This window comes from Desulfogranum marinum (genome assembly GCF_016918565.1).
Taxonomy (GTDB): domain Bacteria; phylum Desulfobacterota; class Desulfobulbia; order Desulfobulbales; family Desulfobulbaceae; genus Desulfogranum; species Desulfogranum marinum.
Map to the genome: position 1 here is coordinate 1 of NZ_JAFFQD010000022.1, position 19,763 is coordinate 19,763.

19 protein-coding genes, 1 tRNA gene and 1 riboswitch are annotated in these 19,763 nt (G+C 47.6%); of the genes, 8 read left to right on the forward strand and 12 right to left on the reverse strand.

The window, feature by feature from the left end:
• Positions 1 to 71: 71 nt before the first annotated feature.
• Both JWH17_RS24635 and JWH17_RS12850 read right to left on the reverse strand, forming a co-directional pair.
• Positions 72 to 311 (reverse strand): type II toxin-antitoxin system RelE/ParE family toxin, encoded by a 240-nt coding sequence (locus JWH17_RS24635; protein ID WP_205223103.1) that lies wholly within the window; start codon positions 309 to 311, stop codon positions 72 to 74.
• 291 nt (positions 312 to 602) lie between these two features.
• Positions 603 to 700: transfer RNA gene (locus tag JWH17_RS12850), tRNA-Sec, on the reverse strand.
• Between the two features lie 128 nt (positions 701 to 828).
• On the opposite strand from JWH17_RS12850, the gene JWH17_RS12855 reads away from it, so the two are divergent.
• Positions 829 to 1,173: a hypothetical protein gene (locus JWH17_RS12855; protein ID WP_205223027.1), complete on the forward strand. Its 345-nt coding sequence runs from the start codon at positions 829 to 831 to the stop codon at positions 1,171 to 1,173.
• A 329-nt stretch (positions 1,174 to 1,502) separates the two neighbouring features.
• Here JWH17_RS12855 and JWH17_RS12860 read toward each other — a convergent pair whose 3' ends face one another.
• The 8 genes from JWH17_RS12860 to JWH17_RS24640 form a co-directional block, all read right to left on the reverse strand.
• The gene (locus JWH17_RS12860) at positions 1,503 to 2,609 is read right to left on the reverse strand and encodes an ABC transporter permease (protein WP_205223104.1); all 1,107 of its coding nucleotides are present in this window, start codon (positions 2,607 to 2,609) and stop codon (positions 1,503 to 1,505) included.
• An 11-nt stretch (positions 2,610 to 2,620) separates the two neighbouring features.
• A complete protein-coding gene (locus JWH17_RS12865; RefSeq protein ID WP_369125058.1) occupies positions 2,621 to 3,535 on the reverse strand; it encodes an ABC transporter ATP-binding protein in 915 nt (304 codons plus the stop codon).
• Between the two features lie 14 nt (positions 3,536 to 3,549).
• Positions 3,550 to 4,494 (reverse strand): HlyD family secretion protein, encoded by a 945-nt coding sequence (locus JWH17_RS12870; RefSeq protein ID WP_205223029.1) that lies wholly within the window; start codon positions 4,492 to 4,494, stop codon positions 3,550 to 3,552.
• A 346-nt stretch (positions 4,495 to 4,840) separates the two neighbouring features.
• Positions 4,841 to 5,479: a 3-isopropylmalate dehydratase small subunit gene (gene leuD / locus JWH17_RS12875; protein WP_205223030.1), complete on the reverse strand. Its 639-nt coding sequence runs from the start codon at positions 5,477 to 5,479 to the stop codon at positions 4,841 to 4,843.
• The gene (gene leuC, locus JWH17_RS12880) at positions 5,479 to 6,909 is read right to left on the reverse strand and encodes a 3-isopropylmalate dehydratase large subunit (protein ID WP_205223031.1); all 1,431 of its coding nucleotides are present in this window, start codon (positions 6,907 to 6,909) and stop codon (positions 5,479 to 5,481) included. Before leuC ends, leuD begins: the two co-directional genes overlap by 1 nt.
• Before the next feature lie 106 nt (positions 6,910 to 7,015).
• Complete coding sequence (gene hgcB / locus JWH17_RS12885) at positions 7,016 to 7,303, reverse strand: mercury methylation ferredoxin HgcB (RefSeq protein ID WP_205223032.1); 288 nt, start codon at positions 7,301 to 7,303, stop codon at positions 7,016 to 7,018.
• Positions 7,304 to 7,321: 18 nt separating this feature from the next.
• Positions 7,322 to 8,491 (reverse strand): mercury methylation corrinoid protein HgcA, encoded by a 1,170-nt coding sequence (gene hgcA, locus JWH17_RS12890; protein WP_250697405.1) that lies wholly within the window; start codon positions 8,489 to 8,491, stop codon positions 7,322 to 7,324.
• Between the two features lie 174 nt (positions 8,492 to 8,665).
• A complete protein-coding gene (locus tag JWH17_RS24640; RefSeq protein WP_205223034.1) occupies positions 8,666 to 8,950 on the reverse strand; it encodes an ArsR/SmtB family transcription factor in 285 nt (94 codons plus the stop codon).
• Between the two features lie 264 nt (positions 8,951 to 9,214).
• Here JWH17_RS24640 and JWH17_RS12900 point away from each other — a divergent pair, with 264 nt between their 5' ends.
• From JWH17_RS12900 to JWH17_RS12930, 7 genes are all read left to right on the forward strand, one after another.
• Positions 9,215 to 10,867 carry an alpha-keto acid decarboxylase family protein gene (locus JWH17_RS12900; RefSeq protein ID WP_205223035.1) on the forward strand — a complete coding sequence of 551 codons (1,653 nt, stop codon included), beginning with the start codon at positions 9,215 to 9,217 and terminating at the stop codon, positions 10,865 to 10,867.
• Between the two features lie 6 nt (positions 10,868 to 10,873).
• Entirely contained in the window at positions 10,874 to 11,824 is a 951-nt protein-coding gene (locus JWH17_RS12905; protein WP_205223036.1) for a radical SAM protein, read from the forward strand.
• Positions 11,825 to 12,162: 338 nt separating this feature from the next.
• Positions 12,163 to 13,398: an aminotransferase class I/II-fold pyridoxal phosphate-dependent enzyme gene (locus JWH17_RS12910; RefSeq protein WP_205223037.1), complete on the forward strand. Its 1,236-nt coding sequence runs from the start codon at positions 12,163 to 12,165 to the stop codon at positions 13,396 to 13,398.
• A 283-nt stretch (positions 13,399 to 13,681) separates the two neighbouring features.
• Positions 13,682 to 15,421, forward strand: a complete 1,740-nt coding sequence (locus tag JWH17_RS12915) for a chorismate-binding protein (RefSeq protein ID WP_205223038.1) — start codon at positions 13,682 to 13,684, stop codon at positions 15,419 to 15,421.
• A 78-nt stretch (positions 15,422 to 15,499) separates the two neighbouring features.
• Positions 15,500 to 16,444, forward strand: a complete 945-nt coding sequence (locus tag JWH17_RS12920) for a 2-hydroxyacid dehydrogenase (RefSeq protein WP_205223039.1) — start codon at positions 15,500 to 15,502, stop codon at positions 16,442 to 16,444.
• A gap of 44 nt (positions 16,445 to 16,488) precedes the next feature.
• The gene (locus tag JWH17_RS12925; protein ID WP_205223040.1) at positions 16,489 to 16,854 is read left to right on the forward strand and encodes a nucleotide pyrophosphohydrolase; all 366 of its coding nucleotides are present in this window, start codon (positions 16,489 to 16,491) and stop codon (positions 16,852 to 16,854) included.
• A complete protein-coding gene (locus JWH17_RS12930; RefSeq protein ID WP_205223041.1) occupies positions 16,854 to 17,957 on the forward strand; it encodes a phosphotransferase enzyme family protein in 1,104 nt (367 codons plus the stop codon). The genes JWH17_RS12925 and JWH17_RS12930 overlap by 1 nt, the downstream gene beginning before the upstream one ends.
• A 91-nt stretch (positions 17,958 to 18,048) precedes the next feature.
• On the opposite strand, the gene JWH17_RS12935 is transcribed toward JWH17_RS12930, so the two are convergent.
• Positions 18,049 to 18,240 (reverse strand): hypothetical protein, encoded by a 192-nt coding sequence (locus JWH17_RS12935; RefSeq protein WP_205223042.1) that lies wholly within the window; start codon positions 18,238 to 18,240, stop codon positions 18,049 to 18,051.
• A gap of 164 nt (positions 18,241 to 18,404) precedes the next feature.
• Positions 18,405 to 19,397: a sirohydrochlorin cobaltochelatase gene (locus JWH17_RS12940; RefSeq protein WP_205223043.1), complete on the reverse strand. Its 993-nt coding sequence runs from the start codon at positions 19,395 to 19,397 to the stop codon at positions 18,405 to 18,407.
• Positions 19,398 to 19,516: 119 nt separating this feature from the next.
• Positions 19,517 to 19,698, reverse strand: a riboswitch (cobalamin riboswitch).
• Positions 19,699 to 19,763: the final 65 nt, after the last annotated feature.

Genomic DNA, 19,763 nt, shown 5'->3' on the forward strand with positions numbered 1-19,763 from the left:
GCGCCAAGTATAACTCAAAATTTGATTCGTTCTTTGATCAGTATGAGAAAAGTGCGCAGGAAAAAAGGGTCTCACGAGAGAAGAGGATTCGGCGTGTTAAATGATTCCATAAACGTCGGATGCACCCCATTGCCACCTTCGAATCTAAAACAGACTCTCCATTGTTGATTGATTCTAATTGAATATGAACCTTCCCAGTTGCCTGATGGATGTTCCAGGTGACTATTGGATGGTGTCTTTAGAGTTTCAGGCCTTGAAGAAGAGTAGGCATAATGAGTTTTCGTCCGGCTCTCGGCTGAATGCCTTGAGATAGCTTTCTAGAATCAACTCCCCTTATATTGGATAAGGTTAAGGGTTTGCCCCCTCGTTCAGAATCCCAATGTGTATCACACCCTGAAGATTTCCCCTGTGTGTTTTACCCATTCAGCTGAGGCATAAGGTTCAAATCTTCGTCCTCCCACAAAAAAAGGTTCTTTTTTCTTTCCGCATTGCATTATTGTTCCATCTGTAAATAAGGCAGATTAGGCGCAATAGCTGTGACAATTCGGGACAATCGCTGGATACTGTTCTACAGGGAGAATGTGTTGAAATAACACGATAAATGGCGGAAGTGCATGGGAATCGAACCCACCTAGCAAGCTGTTCACCCGCTACACCGGATTTGAAGTCCGGGAGAGCCACCAGTGCCCTTTCCACTTCCATTTTAAAATTTCAGAGTAATATCTATTGACCTTAAAAACAACTTTTTATTATAATCACGCCCAATCGTAAAGTAATTTCTCTATTAAATTTTAGATACCACTGGGTTGGAGTTTTCCCGAGCTATTTATGGAATGTGAACGACTGATTCGCCTGATCAAAGACTGGTACCTTCGCGTCAAGCAAGAAACCATGGCCCCGGCACGCATGATGCAGTTTGTTGATCAACATATCAAGGAATGTGAAACCTGCCGAGCAGACGCTGGACTGCAGGAAGAAATTGAAAAAATCAGGGAATTCGTCCTTCCTGAATCAAAAATTCCTAAAGCTATCCGTGTCCAGGAAGATAAACCCACACCGGAAATTTCGCCGGATGAAGAAGAAGAAGTCGAAGACAAATACATCGATGATGATGACGATGATGAAAGTGAAATTAGTGAAGACCTGAACGAAGAGGCTCCACCGGAAATATAGGACCGATCTAGTTACTCAGCAAAATTATTTTTTGTTCCGGCCTGCAAACAATCTCTCATTTCCCCTTATAGTTATGCTGTGAAGACGTCGTAATAACTTTGTTTTACGACGTCTTTTCATTTTCCAAGGCACTTGACGCGCCCTCTTTCCCCTTCAATACCGTTTCTCTGAACCTTGACTCGTCGCTCATCTTATGCCTTATTCACGATTTTTCATAACCATTGTGTTGCCTTTTTTAAATTACACGCAATCTCCTTTTGGTCGCCAACTGTCATTCCATTCTGTTTTGCACAGTAGACGATGAAATCAAATTTTCTCTTGCCTGAAATTTAATCAAGCCGTTTTGAAAAACGAACGGCACTGACCAACAGAAAAAACATTGCGAATCCAATCAGATATAATATATCAATCGCGACTCCGTTTAACGTTTCTCCTCTGAGAACGATTCCCCTGATAATACGAAGAAAATGGGTTAATGGCAATATTTCTGCCAACAGCTGAGCAATTTTCGGCATAGCCACAAAGGGAAACATAAACCCTGAAAGCAGCATGGAGGGAAGAAATATAAAGATAAACATCTGCATTGCAGCCAATTGATTGCGAGCCAGGGTCGAGATAGTCAAGCCCAAAGTAAGGTTGGCAACAATAAAGATTAGGCAGACAGTGTAGATAGCAAGCAGTTTGCCGGCCACGGGAATATTGAACAGCAAAACGCCAAGGAACAGAATGACAGACACCTGTATAAGCCCAATGCCGATGTAGGGTATGATTTTCCCCAGCATCAGTTCAAGATTTCGTACCGGTGTGGTAATAAGCAACTCCATATTACCCCGCTCCCGCTCTCTAACAATGGCGATTGAGGTAAACATCACCATGGTCATGGTAAGAATAACACCAAGCAATCCAGGCACCGTAAATAAGGCTGCCCTTCTTTCCGGATTATAGAGCAGGCGTACTGCTATCTGCTGCGACTGCGATTGATTGGCAACCGTGCTCCCCGGCTGAAAGGAAAAATTACTCAGCTGACGAACAGCCGCAGCCAAGGTGGTATCAGACCCATCTACAAGTAATTGCACCAATGGCCGTCCTTCTCCTTCATAATAGCGCTGCTCTCCATCGTGAGGAATATACAAACCAGCACTCACTACTCCATCTTGAATGAGGCTTTCTAAATGCTGAGGACTTGTCGCCATTTGGTTAAAATCCAAAATCTGGGTTGCCTCCAAATCCAGAATCAGTTGCCGGGAAAAGCCGCTATTCAAGTTATCTGCAACAGCAGCGGGAATATGTCGCACATCGGTATTGATTGTATAACCAAACAGGACCAGTTGAAACAGTGGGATCATAACCACCATGCCAAACGTTAAACGATCATGGACAAGATGAAGAAATTCCTTACGAGAAATTGCTATAATTCTGACAAAAGCAGCAGGCATGGACATCACCGTCAAGCTCCTTTGTCCGTTTCCTGGGTAACCATGACAAAAACATCCTCCATCGAAGGTTCAACGGTCTTGATAGAGAGATCGCAGCCAGACACCTGCTCAGCCAGCCACGCTTCGTCTTCTCTTTGTCCAGGCCTGAGCATGACGCGTAAGGACACTCCTATTCTAGTGGTTGTCAGCACCTCCGGCAGCCCTACGAGTAAGTGCCTTGCCGACGTGATGTCCTGTCCGTCCATTTGAAATATTCTACTCCCCAAATTCTGTTTCAGGGCTTTCGGTGTCCCATCAGCTACCTTTTGCCCCTCATGCAGAATAGCGAGCTGGTGGCACCGCTCTGCCTCGTCCATGAGGTGGGTGGTGACCAGGACCGTTGTTCCTCCCTCACACATAATAAAAAGTTCATCCCAGAATTCTCTACGCGTATTTGGATCCACTTCTGATGTCGGTTCATCCAGAAGCAGCAGTTTGGGGTGGTGGATAACAGCCGCTGCTAGTGCCAACCTTCGCTTCTGGCCTCCGGAAAGGGCACCTGCAGGTCTGTTGCTGAAACTGCTGAGATGAAACCGATCAAGCAGCTGGTGAACACGTCCGCTTCTTTGACTCTTTTCAACCCCCATAATCTGCGCCATAAACTGCATGTTTTGTAATATGGTCAGATCGCTATAAAGAGAAAACTTCTGTGTCATGTAGCCGACTTTTCTTCTGATCTGTCTGGTCTGTTCAGGGATCTTCATTCCCAGTACTTCAATTTCCCCGGCAGACGGTTCAAGCAAGCCGCACATCATCCGTATAGCGGTTGTTTTTCCACTTCCGTTAGGGCCGAGAAAGCCATAGACCCTCTCTCGTGGAATCACCATATCAACCCTGTCAACTGCCGTAAACCGCCCAAACCTTTTGGTTAACCCTTTCACCTGAATAGCGTTCTTCACAATTATTCCAGCAAGAGCTGTACGGGAGTACCCGCAGTAAGTTTGCCGGCTTCCGGATCCATAATCTCCAGTTCAGCTATATAAGACAGCCGGGAACGATCTCGTTCAGACAAGGCAAAGTAAGGTGTAAAAGAAGCCACTGAGGAAATAAAACGAAGACGTGTGGAAAAAACCTGCTGCCGGCCATCAATTTTTAAACGAAAAGTCGATCCAGGCAGCATTTGGGATCGATAGGGTTCCGGAATATAGACCCTTGCCCAAGGGCGCTCACCAGCAAGAATGGTACAGACCACCGCATTCAGCGGCGGCCTGTCGCCTAATTTAAAGGGTAAACTGTCAACCACGCCGTCACGAGTAGCCCTGATTGAATACTCATCGCGAATCAATTGCATCTGTTCCAACTGAGCCTGCAAAGAAGCTACTCTGCATTTTGCCTGCTCAACCTGCTCCTTTCGTGAGCCGGCAAGGAGTTTATCCAGGCTTGCAGACAAGACATTGACCTCGCCCACGGCATTCAAATACGTATTCCTGGCATTATCCAGCTTTTGCTTGCTTGTCGAGTTTGTTGTAAAAAGAGCCTGCTGCCGCTGATAACTTTCATCACTGTTTTTCATGGTCGCCAAAGCTGCATTCAGCCGGGCTCGGGCTTCAGCTATTATTTCCTCGCGTGGCCCGGCCTTAAGTTCTTTGAGCTGCCAGATCGCCTGCTCCTGTCGCGCCTGAAGATCATTGTAACTACTTGCAATTTTTCGGTCATCTATCTGCACCAGCAAGGTGCCTGCATTCACTCGCTGCCCCTCCTGAACTGCAATTTCCAGAATGGCTTCGCTGGCTGGAATTCGGCTGTTTACTCGATCCCACTCAAGAGTCCCTAGAGCCTGCTCAGGTTCAGTTCGGCACCCCAGCAGGCAAAGCATGGTGAGTGACAGTATCAAACTATATTTCATGCCTCTTACTATCATGATCAAGAATTCCATGTGGATACGCTGCGCTTGCCTTGTCTACCCTGCGTAAAGGCCTGGTCAGAGACGACAACAAGGGGTGCTGGTAAACGATTGTATGACCTGCACCCCATCATAACTGAGCCCGTTGATTTACTGTCTTTTCGCCCAATCTCTCGGAGTCTAGCGCTTACCTCGTTATGCTGAAAAAATAATCCTCGGAGGTAAGCGAAGACTCCGATATCAAATATATGCCTATGGTTATTTTTCAAGCATGCCTCGGAGTCTTCGCTTACCTGACCTTGAACAAAACCCTAGTAAATCAACAGACTCATAACTCAAAAATAAAAAATCAGGAAAACAACCAAGGCGTTATCTTTCGACGCTCTGCTTCATAGGCAAAAATAGCATCTTTTTTCTCTAAAGTGAGACCGATATCATCCAGACCATTTAAAAGACAATGTTTTCGAAAAGGATCTACTTGAAAAGATAAAATCTCTCCACTTGGTTTTTTTATCTGTTCGCTCTCAAGATCAATTTCCAGAGTATATCCGGGAGCTGCATACATCTCAGCAAAAAGAGCGGCAACGACCTCCCCCGGTTGCACAATCGGCAGCATACCGTTTTTAAAACAGTTATTAAAAAATATGTCTGCAAAACTCGGCGCAATGATCACCCGAATGCCATAATCCAGCAACGCCCACGGCGCATGCTCCCTGCTTGAACCGCAGCCGAAATTTTCCCTGGCAAGCAGAATCGAAGCACCTTGATAACGCTTTTGGTTTAAGGGAAAATCAGTATTGAGCGGACGGTTGCTGTTGTCCATTCCAGGTTGCCCTTCATCCATATAGCGCAAGGTATCAAACAGGTTGGGGCCGAATCCTGTCCTTTTAATGGATTTTAAAAACTGTTTAGGGATAATAAGATCCGTATCCACATTCGCCCGGTCCATAGGGGCAACAATCCCTTTTTGCACGGTAAACGCTTCCATTACTTTTCCCCCTCCCATGTTCTGATATCCACAAAGTGTCCTGCAATTGCTGCGCAAGCCGCCATTAATGGGCTGACAAGATGCGTACGCCCTCCAAAACCTTGACGCCCCTCAAAGTTACGATTGGAAGTGGAGGCGCAATGTTCCCCCTTACCCAATTTATCATCATTCATGGCAAGGCACATGGAGCAACCAGGTTCACGCCACTCAAAGCCGGCCTCTTTAAAGACTGTATCCAATCCTTCCTGCTCGGCCTGTTTTTTTACCAGACCGGATCCTGGTACGACCATGGCCTGTTTAATGGTTGCTGCAACCTTGTGTCCTTTCACGACCTCTGCTGCGGCTCGGAGGTCTTCAATACGGGAATTGGTACAAGATCCGATAAAGACACGATCCAGTTTGATGTCGGTTATCTTTTCTCCTGCCTTCAATCCCATATATTTTAAAGCACTGGTGATGCCTTCAGCCTGGGTTTCTGTCTTGGCCTTCTCCGGATCAGGGACAATACCCGTCACTCCGGTCACCATTTCAGGAGATGTTCCCCAACTCACCTGCGGTTCAATGACAGTTGCATCAATGTTGATCACCTTGTCGAACTCAGCATCGTCGTCAGAAACCAACTGCTGCCAATACGCCTTGGCCTGTTCCCACATTTCCCCCTTGGGAGCGAAAGGCTTATTTTCCACATAGGCTAAAGTTTTTTCATCAACTGCTACCAAACCGGCTCTTGCCCCAGCCTCAATAGCCATATTACAGATCGTCATCCGCCCCTCCATTGAAAGAGACCGAATAGTTGATCCGCCAAACTCAATGGTATAGCCAGTCCCGCCAGCTGTACCTATCTGACCTATAATGTACAGAATCAGATCTTTGGCGGTCACTCCAGGCCCCAGTTCCCCCTCAACCTTGATCAGCATGTTCTTCATTTTTTTCTGAAGAAGACACTGGGTTGCCAGAACATGCTCCACTTCAGAGGTCCCAATCCCCTGGGCTAATGCACCAAGCGCACCGTGGGTAGAAGTGTGCGAATCGCCACAGACAATGGTCATTCCCGGCAGGGTTACCCCCTGTTCCGGTCCCATCACATGAACAATACCCTGACGCTCATCGCCCATACCAAATTCACGGATATCAAATAATCGACAGTTCTCGTTAAGTGTCTGTACCTGAAGCCGTGAGATGGGGTCCTTAATACCCTCGATACCTGAACTTCTTTCAGCCAACAAAGTAGGTACATTATGATCAGGAGTTGCCAGGTTGGCCTTCGGTTTCCAGGGTTTTCTCCCCTGCAGCCTCAGCCCTTCAAAAGCTTGGGGTGATGTCACCTCATGGAGCAAATGGCGATCAATATAAATAAGCGAGGTACCGTCAGGGCGTTCCTCTACCAGGTGCGCCTCCCATAATTTATCATACAAAGTTTTCCCAGCCATTACGCATATGCCTCCACGGATATGATGTGATTTTTCTCTCTTCTTCTCATGTTGTGCCCTTGCGCGCCCTTCATCTTGATTGTACTCGCCTTTTTCCGATTCCCAATCAGCAGCAGCCTTTTACAATCTCCCGCCCTAACAGTCTGTTGACCCACTTGGCGATAATATAGGCAGCACACCCGACTCCAGGATCCACGGTTATCGCCTCTGTTGGACAATTAGCCTGACAAGCACCACACTCCATACAGAGATCAACGTTGGTTATATACGCTTTTCGTTGCTCAAGATACAAAATCCGGTGCGGACAAACCACGACACAACTTCCGCACCCTATACATGCCTCCTGATCCAACTGCAGGGTCACTGCGCCTTCTATATATCTGAAAGTATCCACACGTCCTCCTGCTTATCTCTAAATTACAAAAGGGCTTAATAACCATAAAACCAATGCCCCTGCTGCACATAGGCACTGAACAAGAAGTCCTCGTTTCATTTCGTACTCAACTCCACTTGGGGAGGTAAAAGGGGTAGACCCGGTGAAATTCATTGCCAGGTAGGAACTGATAGCAACGGACCATAAGGCCATGGCTGCTTTTTCAAAATCACTAAGAACCGTATCACATCCCCACAGACACCACAATCCGACCAATAAGCCAGGAAAGAGCCCTTTGATCCAAAACTGGCGCCCAGGAAGCCATGGCAAAAAAAGAGGCACCACCAAGGCACCACTAAACACTGCAGCCACTGTTATTATTACAAAAATGCCCCCCCGGTCAAACATGGCTGCAGCAGAAAAAGCATCCGGTCCTATCCCCGAAAGAGCAACTCCTACTAACAAAATAACCAGCAGCTGTCTGGACAGCAGATAAAACTCGACTGGTACCAGGACCATTCTTTCTGCCATGGAAAATGTCACCGTACGCATTGCCTCGTCAGCCTGGTTTCCATTGGCGACAAACTCCTGCAGCGCACTTGCCCGCACCGGGCCAAAGATTACTGTAAATCCGCTCCGCTTTTTCACCTCGTGAGCACTGACCGCAACGGCTGCCAGCTGGGGAACGATAATCTGTTGATGGTCAACCAGCTGCTCTACCCGGTAGCGCTCAAGGCTCATCACTATTTCCTGGGTGGAAAATGTTTGCTTACCTGCTGCACACCATACATTGATCCCCCTTGTATCAAGCACCAAAATCCACGCTGAAAAACCGGCCAAGTGAAAACGAAGGGTATCAAATGATAACTTATAGTTTGCAGATACAAGTACCGGAGAAGTGGATGTCGGCGATCCTACAGCGTAGATTCCGGGAGCAATCGCATAGGTATTGCGTATGGTTCCCACCCTTGCCAGCACTGTTTCATATCGATCACGGACCGACGGAATCGTGAAGACCTTCGGTACAGAGCCTATAGAGGTTGCCATAAACTGCTCCACAAAAGGCTCAATACAATAACCTGCTCGTTGGTCAACCCCGGCCCGGGGCTCCTGTTTAGGTCCTCAGCACGGCGCCTCCCGCTCTGCTGCAATCGGAATTACCGGTTTCGGTTGCAACTTTTGCAATTCTATCATTTTTCCATCATGCATGTAGTTTTTCCAATCCTGTTAAGGATGATGGCGTCGTAAAAAGTCTGATCTACGGTATTGCAAGTTTTGCCCGAAGCCCTGACTACCATATGTATAGTCAAAGCCTCGGGCAAAAAACTGCGCCTTGTATATCGAACTTTTGTACCTAGCCATCTTTAGTGTGTGATGGACTTTTTACGAGTCCATCAAAGATGACATACTGTCGATAGCCCGTACCAAAACAGGTTTATTAACGCAATAACAGGTCATTTTACCTGTAATCTCTCCCTTTACCAATCCTGCATCCTTTAATATCTTAAGATGCTGACTTACCGTTGACTGTGCCAGGGGCTGTAGTTGCACAATTCTCCCACACACGCAACCTTTCTCCCGCAGTAGCTGTTTGATTATCTTTATTCTGGCAGGGTGTGCCAAGGCTTTACAGACAGCCGCAAGTTGCCTGTCGTTTAATCCATCCACAACTTATGTACCCTCATTAAAATAGATACCATAACCAACAAATCGTTATTCGACGATAAACGATATGAAAAGATCCGGCAACTTCTCTTGCAACCTAACAAAGAAAAGCTTCTTTTCCAGCTCGCAGAAATGCCTGCAAAAGCCTTGTTTATACCAGCCTTTTCTGAAAAGGCCGCTATATAGACAAGCGAACGGTCCTGTTATATACTTTGAAATATATAGGATCTTACTTCGACCTGAAGACCTTTCACTCCAGGAGGTACCATGACAAAGAAGATAACTATCGGTGATTACCTTATCGAAAAATTGCATCAGGCTGGAGTTCGCCATATGTTTGGTATTCCAGGCGATTATGTGCTGGGTTTTTACGACATGGTTGAAAAAAGTCCAGCCATTGACATAATCAACACCTGCGATGAACAGGGTGCAGGGTTTGCAGCAGATGCCTATGCCCGTATAAGTGGTCTAGGCGCTGTTTGTGTTACCTATGGAGTAGGAGGGCTCAAGATTGCCAACACCACAGCCCAGGCATATGCTGAAAAATCTCCAGTGGTTGTTATCAGCGGCAGCCCAGGATTAACGGAACGAGGCCACCAAGGCCTTCTGCACCACCAGATAACAGACTTCAGCGCCCAAATTCGCGTATTTGAACAGTTTACCGTCTTCTCAACAGTTATCACCTCGCCCCAAACTGCGCAAAGAGAAATCGATAGAGCCATAAAAACAGCTATAAAGTATAAACGACCGGTATATATCGAACTGCCCAGGGATATTGTGTTTTCTCCTTTTTTTCCGCACCAGGAAGAAGATATCACAGAAGAAACAAGTCTCCAGGACGCTCTGAAAGAGTCGATAGAGGAAGCGACAACACTCATTAACAGGGCAAAAAAACCGGTTATCCTCGCAGGTGTTGAAATTCATAGATTTGGCCTGCAGGAAACAGTGACAGGGCTGGCAAGGGAGAAGGGCATCCCCATTGCCGCCACCATGCTTGCCAAGTCGGTCGTTCCCGACACAGAGGACTATTACCTCGGTGTATTTGAAGGCGGCAGAGAGGAAGTGACCCAATACGTTGAATCAAGTGACTGCCTGATTATGCTGGGTACTTTTCTTACCGACCTCAACCTGGGCCTTTTCACCACCACCATTGATCCCAACAAGGCGATTCACGCCACCAGTGAGAAAATAGCCATCCGCTACCATCGTTACGAGAAGGTCGTCTTCACAGAATTTCTGTCTGCACTGCGCCAGGCACCAATCACTCCAAGGACGATAGAGACTCTGCCCAAAGCACCGGCACCAGAACCTGTCCCCTATCCAGCGCCCAAAAAGCCAATCACTGTGGCCACCCTTTTTCAGCATCTCAACGGCTTCATCCAAGAAGATACCATAGTCATCGCCGATGTCGGTGACGCCCTTTTTGGTGCCAACGATCTCTTTGTCCACAACGCCACCGATTTTCTTTCACCAGCCTACTACGCTTCGCTTGGTTTTTCAGTTCCGGGAGCACTGGGCGCACAACTGGCCAACCCGTATGCCCGACCGCTGGTGCTGGTCGGAGACGGCGCCTTTCAAATGACAGGAATGGAATTATCAGCAATCGCCCGTTACAAGCTTAATCCCATTGTGGTGGTCCTCAACAACGACGGCTACAGTACCGAACGACCCATGCTGGACGGTTCTTTTAATGACGTTCATCCATGGGCATTCAGCAAAATACCGGATATACTAGGCTGCGGAAAAGGTTTTGCAGTGCACACAGAATACGATCTGCAACAGGCATTGAAAAAGGCCCTGGAATATATCGACGGTTTCACCATCATCGATGTAAAAATCGACCGTCATGATCGCTCACCAGCCCTTGTTCGGCTAACCAGGAAGCTTGCCGCCAGGGTAAAGGCTCCAACTACCTCCTAATCAGCAATGACTACTCGATCACAGACCTTGTTTGCATCCGGCCAACTCCAGCAACGTGCCGATCAGGCGCATGCACTCCTTAATCGCTGCACCCTTTGCCCCCGGAAATGTACAGTCAACCGGCTCAAGGGAGAACATGGCTTATGCAAGACCGGCGAAAAGGCGCTTGTTGCGAGCTATGGACCTCACTTTGGAGAAGAACAGCCTCTTGTCGGCAGCAAAGGATCCGGCACCATCTTTTTTGCCGGCTGCAGTCTCCTCTGCTGCTTTTGTCAGAACTTTGATATAAGCCATACAACCGATGGCAGCCAAGCAGTGGATGATCAGGCACTGGCCGCCATCATGATCGAACTGCAAAATAGAGGGTGCCACAACATCAACCTGGTCACTCCAAGCCATGTCGTCCCACAAATTTTAGCAGCACTTGTCCATGCATCAGCAAACGGGCTGCAGATTCCCATTGTTTACAATTGCAGCGGGTACGATTCAGTTGAGACGTTAGCCCTGCTCGACGGGGTGATCGACATCTATATGCCTGATTTCAAATTTTGGGAGATTGCGACGAGTAATCGTTGGGCTAAAGCACCTGATTACCCCCAACGCGCCCGGGAATCATTACGTTCCATGCACCAACAGGTTGGCGATTTACAGATAAATGACCAAGGGCTTGCAACCAGTGGGCTATTGGTCAGGCACCTGCTGATGCCGGGCAAAGAGCAGGAAACAGAAGAGATACTTGCCTTTATTGCCAATCAAATTTCCCGCAACACCTATGTTAATATAATGGATCAGTATCATCCATGCGGCGACACGACTCACTTTCCCGAGCTGCAGCACACGATCACCACCAAACACTACCACCAAGCGCTGGCTGCCGCTCATGCCCTGGGACTACACCGCCTGGACCAGCGGGACCTTTCCGACTTACTCAGGAATCTGATATTTCAGCAAAAATAAGTATTACTCCATTAACCTTGTATTGACAGGCCGCGCCTCATCTCGTATCTTACTCCCTGCTTATTATAACTTTTCATATTACACTGATTATAAATTTTGCAAATGCTCCCTAAATATTACGCTGGGGCGGCGGCAGCCAGGAACATGGTTCACTGGCATCCGACGGCTCCCTGGTAACACCACACAGCAGTCAAACGCCATTTGGACCATCTCTCCGGTCCATGGCGTCTTTCAAGCCTGGACCGAAACGGTTCAGGCTTTTTTTGTTTTCATGAGCCTGAGCAAAGGATGCCTAATGGCAGGATATCATCTACAATCGCCTGGAAGGAGAATACACTATGAGTGAAGAACGAAAATTCAAATTTGCTGATCGCATGAATCACCTGCCGCCCTATCTCTTTGGCATGATCAACAAAATAAAGATGGAAAAACGATGGAAGGGTGAAGATGTCATCGATCTTGGCATGGGCAATCCGGTAGACCCGGCTCCACAGCAAGTGACGGAAAAACTCTGTAATGTTGCCATGGACCCAAAGACCCATCGCTATCCTGCAGCCGGCGGGATGAAGAATCTCAAACGTGAAATCGCTCTGTATTACAAGCGGAACTATGATGTGGACCTCAATGGGATTGATGATGTCATATGTACCATAGGCTCCAAAGAAGGTATCTCCCATCTCTGTCTTGCCCTGCTGGGACCTGGCGACACGGTACTCGTACCGGCACCTGCCTTTCCCATCCATGTCTATGCCGCTGTCATTGCCGGTGCCAATGTCCTCAGGATATCCTTAAATTCTGAGGAGGAATCCCTGCAACAGATCAGCACTATGTGTAAATCTCTCTATCCCGGCCCCAAACTGGTGATGCTGAACTATCCGCACAACCCGACCGGCATCCTTGCCACCAAGGATTTTTTCAAAGAAATTGTTGTCCTTGCCAAAAAGCACAATTTCATGGTGATCAACGATTTTGCCTACTCACGGATAACTTATGATGGTTATGTCGCACCTAGTTTTCTAGAGGTTCCGGGAGCTCAGGATGTTGGGGTGGAATTCGGGTCCTTTTCAAAATCCTATAACATGGCCGGTTGGCGGTTGGGATATTGCGTGGGCAACAAGGAGATGATTGATGGATTGTCAAAAATAAAAGGGTATTATGACTATGGTATTTTTTCTGCCATCCAGATAGCAGGTATCGTGGCCATGCGAGACTGTGATGATACCATCCAGGAACAGGCCACCCTTTACCAGAGTCGCAGGGACGTGATGTGTGAAGTCCTTCTGCGGATGGGCTGGGATGTGGATATTCCCAAGGCAGGCATGTTTCTCTGGGTAAAAATCCCGGAACCTTACGCGCAAATGGGTTCTATCCGCTTTGCAGTTGAAATGATGAACAGGGCCAATGTTGCCGTCGCCCCAGGAGCAGGATTTGGTGAGGAAGGAGATGGTTACCTTCGCCTTGCACTGGTTGAAAATGAAAATCGCATCAGACAGGCACTCAAACAAATGAAGCGGGCATTGACTGAAATTGACAAAGAAATAGAAGCTGGTACTTTTCAACTAGAGCAGGACTAACCCGAATCTCTCATGAACATTGTGTCAATATGTTCAATTGGCAAGAATTTCATTATACTAAGAATAAATAGATGGAATTGTAAATTTTCACAATGTTCACCAAAGGTCAGTCCATGCGGTACCATCTTCTTCAGTATTTTGGCAGTAAAAGGTAAGCGTAGACTCCGATAGCCGACTATAATTTACTGCCAAAAACTTTGAACCTGGCACCGCCTGAACTGATGAGAAATCCGGGCCAAGTAGTAGGCTCCAGGTTAACGGTTACTTAAGGATTGAACCGGCTATGTGGAAAAACCAAGCTCTTTTCTTTGATGATGCTGCCGGAAAGTGGCTGCGTTTTTCCTCACCCCTGGAGGTACTGGTCGCCCACACCGTTGATGATGTTCTCCCTCTGTTGGCAACGGTTGAGCATCGGGTGGACCAGCAGGGGTATGCTGCGGCAGGATGGATCAGTTACGAGGCTTCGCCGGCCTTTGACGATGCACTGGTCGTCAACAGAGACACCTCAGGATTCCCGCTCCTCTGGTTCGGCATTTATGATGGACCTGTCCATGGCAGGCAGCCAAAAGAGCGAAGCCTGCCAACTCTATCCTGGGTACCGACAGTCAGTGACGATGAGTATAAACATGCCATTGCTCTCATTAAGCAGCTAATAGCCAATGGCGATACCTATCAGGTAAATTATACCTTTCGCCAACACGCCAAACTCGTTGCGAAAAATGTGCAAGGACTGCTTTCTATGCTCAATCAGCAACCGCCCTACTTTGGCGGTTGTATTTCCACGCCGGAGTGGTTGATCACGAGTGGCTCACCTGAATTGTTTTTCAGCCTGGACAGGCAGCATATTGTTTCCCGCCCGATGAAGGGCACAGCTCCGCGCGGTATTAACAGTGAAGCAGATGCGCACTTAGCACAGCAGCTATATACCTCGGTAAAAAACCGTGCGGAAAATGTCATGATCGCGGATATGGTGCGAAATGATATCAGCCGTATTGCTGATCAAGGGTCGCTCAGGGTTCCTGAAATGTTTACCATTGAACAGTATCCCACCCTGTTGCAAATGACCACCACTGTGGAGGCGGAAACCAGGGCACCTTTTACGGGTATCCTGAAGGGATTATTTCCCCCGGCATCCATTACCGGAGCCCCCAAAGCCCGTACCATGGAAATCATCGCCCAACTGGAGACCACTCCCAGGCGTATCTATACAGGCACCATGGGGTTCCTCCTTCCTGGAAGGCGAGCACAGTTCAATGTCGCTATCCGAACCTTGCTCTACGATCGGCAACAGGAACAACTCGAATACGGGGTCGGCAGCGGGATTGTGTGGGACTCTGACCCATTGGAAGAGTTACAGGAATGCAGGACCAAAACCAGGATATGTGACCCTCAACCTGCATCCTTTGCGCTGCTGGAGACCATACACTGGAGCAAAGAACAAAAATACACCCTCCTTGAAGAACATTGCAGCCGTATTAGGGCATCGGCACGCTATTTTGGCTACCCCCCCTTTAACACACAAAAATGTGTCCAAGGATTAGCAGATTTGGCTGCAACCTTCACAGAAAGCCATTACAAGATCCGTGTCACCCTCCAAAAAGACGGTACCTTACAATACCATCACGAATCTTTCCCTGCGCCTAAACAAAATCAAACGGTAACTGTTTCTTTGGCCAAGGAACCCGTCGATCGAACTGACCGATTCCTCTACCACAAAACCACCAATAGAACGGTGTACGAACAAGCACGGGCAGCATGTCCGAAAGCTGATGATGTTCTGCTGTACAACGACCGGGAAGAACTCACCGAAGCGACCATAGCCAATATCATCATGGAAATCGACGGTACGCTGTATACCCCACCTCTGCGTTGCGGTCTCCTTCCTGGCACGGCCCGAGCCCAGCTCTTGGCAACAGGGCAAATCAAAGAAAAAGTATTGCCGGTTGCATTGCTTGAAAAAGGATATCCGCTCTACTTCGTCAATTCTGTTCGTGGCAGATATCAAGCCATCATGGTACCCTAGCAGGCATGGTCTTGAACCCTTCCTGCATCATGTCAACGCAGGAAGCTGAAATATCACCCTAGGAAAGGAGCAAACCCCATGAACGGCGTATTTCTAGACAGCGAAAGCCTGGCTGACCTTGACCTCTCCTCGTTACAAGCGCTTTTTGATACTTTTGAGATATATGAGCAGACCGCCCCGCAACAAACAGAAGAACGTATCCGCAAGGCAGAAGTGGTGATTATCAACAAAGTGAAGCTTTCCCGTGATATTATAGAGAGCGCCCCTCACCTTAAACTGATCTGTCTGGTTGCAACAGGAACGGACAATGTGGACTGCCAGGCGGCAAGGGAAAACAGCATTACGGTCTGCAACTGCCAGGCATACGGTACCGACTCCGTTGTCCAGCATGTTTTCGCCATGATCCTGGCTCTGCACACCAACCTCATACCCTATACCCAAGCCGTGAACCAAGGCAAATGGCAGCAGGCAAGTCAATTCTGTCTCCTTGATTATCCCATCGTCGAGCTCAAAGGCAGAACTCTGGGGATTATGGGGTATGGTAACCTGGGCAAGGGGGTTGCACGAATTGGAGAAGCATTCGGTATGTACATCCTGCTGGGTCAGCGTCCAGGTACCAGCCAAGATGGAAGAATTCCACTCGTTGAACTGCTCCCTAAGGTGGACGTGTTGACCCTCCATTGTCCCCTTACTGACCAGACCCGCAACCTGATTGATAGAGACGCCCTCCAACTGATGAAGCCGACCAGTTTTCTTATCAATGCAGCTCGAGGAGGCATTGTTGAGGAGACAGCCCTTGCTGATGCCCTGCGTGCTGGTATCATTGCCGGTGCAGCAACGGACGTGCTTACCAAAGAACCACCGGAATCAACCAACCCGCTTTTAGCTGCCGATATTCCCAACCTGATTATCACTCCTCACTGCGCCTGGGGGAGCTATCAGGCCAGAGAAAGGATTGTCTCCCAGACTGTTGACAATATAACCACATTTTTAGCCGGCAATCCTGCACGAGTCGTGAACTGAATCGACCCGAAAGCAACCCAGTAAATTCCGTCTTATCACAGAATATGAACCCAGTACGCCTCACCACAACCTTTACAGACCTCCAGGAATTGTCCCTCTACCTCCGCCGATTTGCAAGGGAGAGGGACTGGGAGCAATACCATTCTCCTAAAAATCTTGCAGCAGCTCTGAGCGTTGAAGCCGCAGAACTGCTGGAGCACTTTCAATGGAAAACAGAGCAACAGAGCGGGAACCTTACCCAAGACGAGCAACAGGAAGTTGCTTACGAAATGGCGGATGTCCTCATGTATCTCACACGAATGGCTGACTGCCTGGGGATTGACCTGCTGGAAGCTGTGGCCAAAAAAGTAGCACTTAATCACCTTAAATATCCTGCTCCGGATGACGTTAAACAAGGTAAGCAGAGGTAATGAGCAGGAAAACTATGATGGCCCCGGAAAAAATACTTGCGTTTTTCCTGCAAAACCAGCCACAAATAAGCCTGCGCCCACTTGGTCTGGGAAAAATCAATGACACCTGGCTGGTAACTCTTAATTCGAAAGAACGGCTTGTCTTGCAGCGTTTACCTGCTGCTGTATTTCCAGATCCCCAATGCGTTATGCACAACATACGCCTTATAACCAATTGCCTCCACGCATGGTCACAACAAGCAGAGGTTCACGTCCCCTTCCTTTCGCTGTATACCAATCCCGATGGCGAGGATCTCTTTATTGATCCCGATAAAAATGGCTGGCGCCTGCTCACCTATATTGAAGGCTCACGTACGGTTGAGGAACTGGAATCGACACAGCAGGCCTACCAGATTGGCCGTATGCTTGGCCGGTTTCACACGATCCTGGCCGATGTGGATCAGGATCGGCTGCAAGAGCCTTTACCAGGATTTCATGATACACTTTCCTACCTGGAAAAATATGACCGGATCAGCCGACGCTCTGCCGTAAATACCCTTGAAGAAATTACCTGCATTCAATTTATTGGGCAGATGCGAGACATAGCCGCAACCTTTGCAGAAAGAACAGATACCCTCACCCGCCTGGTAATACACGGCGACCCCAAAGCGTCCAACTTTCTCTTTGCCGAAAATGACGACATTGTGATCAGTATTATCGACCTGGACACGGTGCAAGCCGGGCTTCTTCTCCATGATTTGGGCGATTGTCTGCGTTCCTGCTGCAACCGACAGGGAGAGGAACATGATAATCCAAAGGGAACAGTTTTTTCGGCTGATTATTTTGCAGCTATCCTTAAAGGATATGGTTCAGTAGCAGCATCACTGCTGGGTGATGCCGACCTCCAGCTCCTTTCGGATGCAGCCGGTCTGATAAGCTTTGAGCTCGGTATTCGCTTCTTTACCGACCACCTCTGTGGGAATAGATACTTTAAAACATCCAGAAAAAATCAAAACCTGGACCGGGCACTGATCCAATTTCACTTGGCAGACTCGATCATAAGGCAACAACCTTTGCTACAGACAATTGCGGCTGATATTTTCAGAACCAGCCCAATGAGGTAGTGAACGTAGAGGGGAAAATGTGTGTAGATTGATGATGGAGATCATTCTCATATCCTTCCTGCCATAGAGCATGACAGGAAGGAAAAGGATGTTACTTGCACTTCTCTTTACTGGGGTGACAGCAGGTACCTTTTAATCCCCGCACATCACTTTGGTGTTTTGCAATGGAAACAATGGTCTTCAAACGTTTTTCCATCTTGCCCGATACATCTTTCTTGAGCATTTTTTCTGCTTCTTCACATATTGCCTTAAAAGCCTTGTCTATTTTATCGCTAGGTAGCATAGAGTATCCTCTTCGTATAGATAGTAACTGTAGATCCTTAGTCATTTGATCTTCTTATGAAAATAGGAACCTATCAAAAAAAATCAAGGTGCCTCCCACCGTTTAGGAAAACACCTTGAAATAAAGAAAAGCCAACGCCCTCAAACGAGGTCTACTTTCAGCTGCTACTTCAACAAAATCCCTCTTTCTTTTGCAGCATCAGCAATATGATCGACAAAAAGCTGGGCAAACTTGTCGTTAGAACCAAGCCCTTCCATTACAGCCTCAACGTCGTAACCATCAGCATTGAGCATAGATTTCCAGGAATCGTCTTCCTCACCGGCCATATCGTTGGTAGCATGGTCACCGGCAACAATCATGAACGGCTTCAAGATAACTTTCTTGGTATCAGCATACTTTAAGTGGCTTGCAAAATCATCCAGGCTTGGGTGTCCTTCGACTACACCAACAAAAGTTGCAACATCAGGATAAGCTTTGCGCATTTTCTGCTGCACTTCGCTGTATATTCCGGTGGACCAATGCTCATTTCCATGACCCATGTAGACTAACATCGCTCCTTCTTTTTTGGCCATTTCCGCATCAGCAGCAAGGGTTGCAATAGCCGCATCCACATCTACATGATACTCATAACGATCTCCAGGCATACCAAGTGCGGGACGTCCCATCACGATAGTGTTAAACGGACGCCATTTATCTTTCATTGTCCGGATAGAAGCTATGGCATTGACGTACTGCATCAGGTCATGAGACTGCTCCATAAAGAACATATGGGTGGGCTGAACAATGATATTTGTATACCCTTCTTCACGCAGGTCACCAAAGGTAGCAATGACATTTTCTACATAAAGTACTTCTTTTGGAATCCCCTGATCAAGCCATTTTTGCGCTTCCGCCTGCCGCTCTTTCCATACGGAGCGTATGATATTGGAAGTAAAGGTGACGCGGACCTCAGTCCCTGGGTACGCAGCTTTGACCTTATCCACAATATTGGTAATGGATTTAACCGCACTGGGAACAGTAGTACCAAAGCTGGCTACAATAATTGCGTTCTTACTTTCCTTCGGCTGGCTCATCCCACCAGAGGCGAATGCTGCGGTAACACACATTGACAACGCGAAAACGGCTGTTGTCACTACAATTTGCATGAACTTTTTCATCGAGAATGCTCCTTTTTTTATACGATCCATTTCAAAAAAAAATCCCCGAATCATTGTAAAAATGATTCGGGGATGCCCTTGTAAATCCACGTATCTCTATCAGTCCCCTTGTCCACAGGAAACGATCTTTTTTTCAGGTAGGTCTTCTGACTTTCGAATCTACCTACTCACTGCGCCTTCCCAACATGTATGTCAGTGGCATTGTGCAGCTTTCGTCCTCGATTACAGCGGCGGGCCCGTCTCCGAATTACACGGAATTCCCTTTTCATCCAATAAAGGAGCCTGAAAACAGGGAACAATCTACCGAACAAGAAATCAACATGTCAACAAAAAACGAAATAATATCTTATAATTCCAATTTCATAC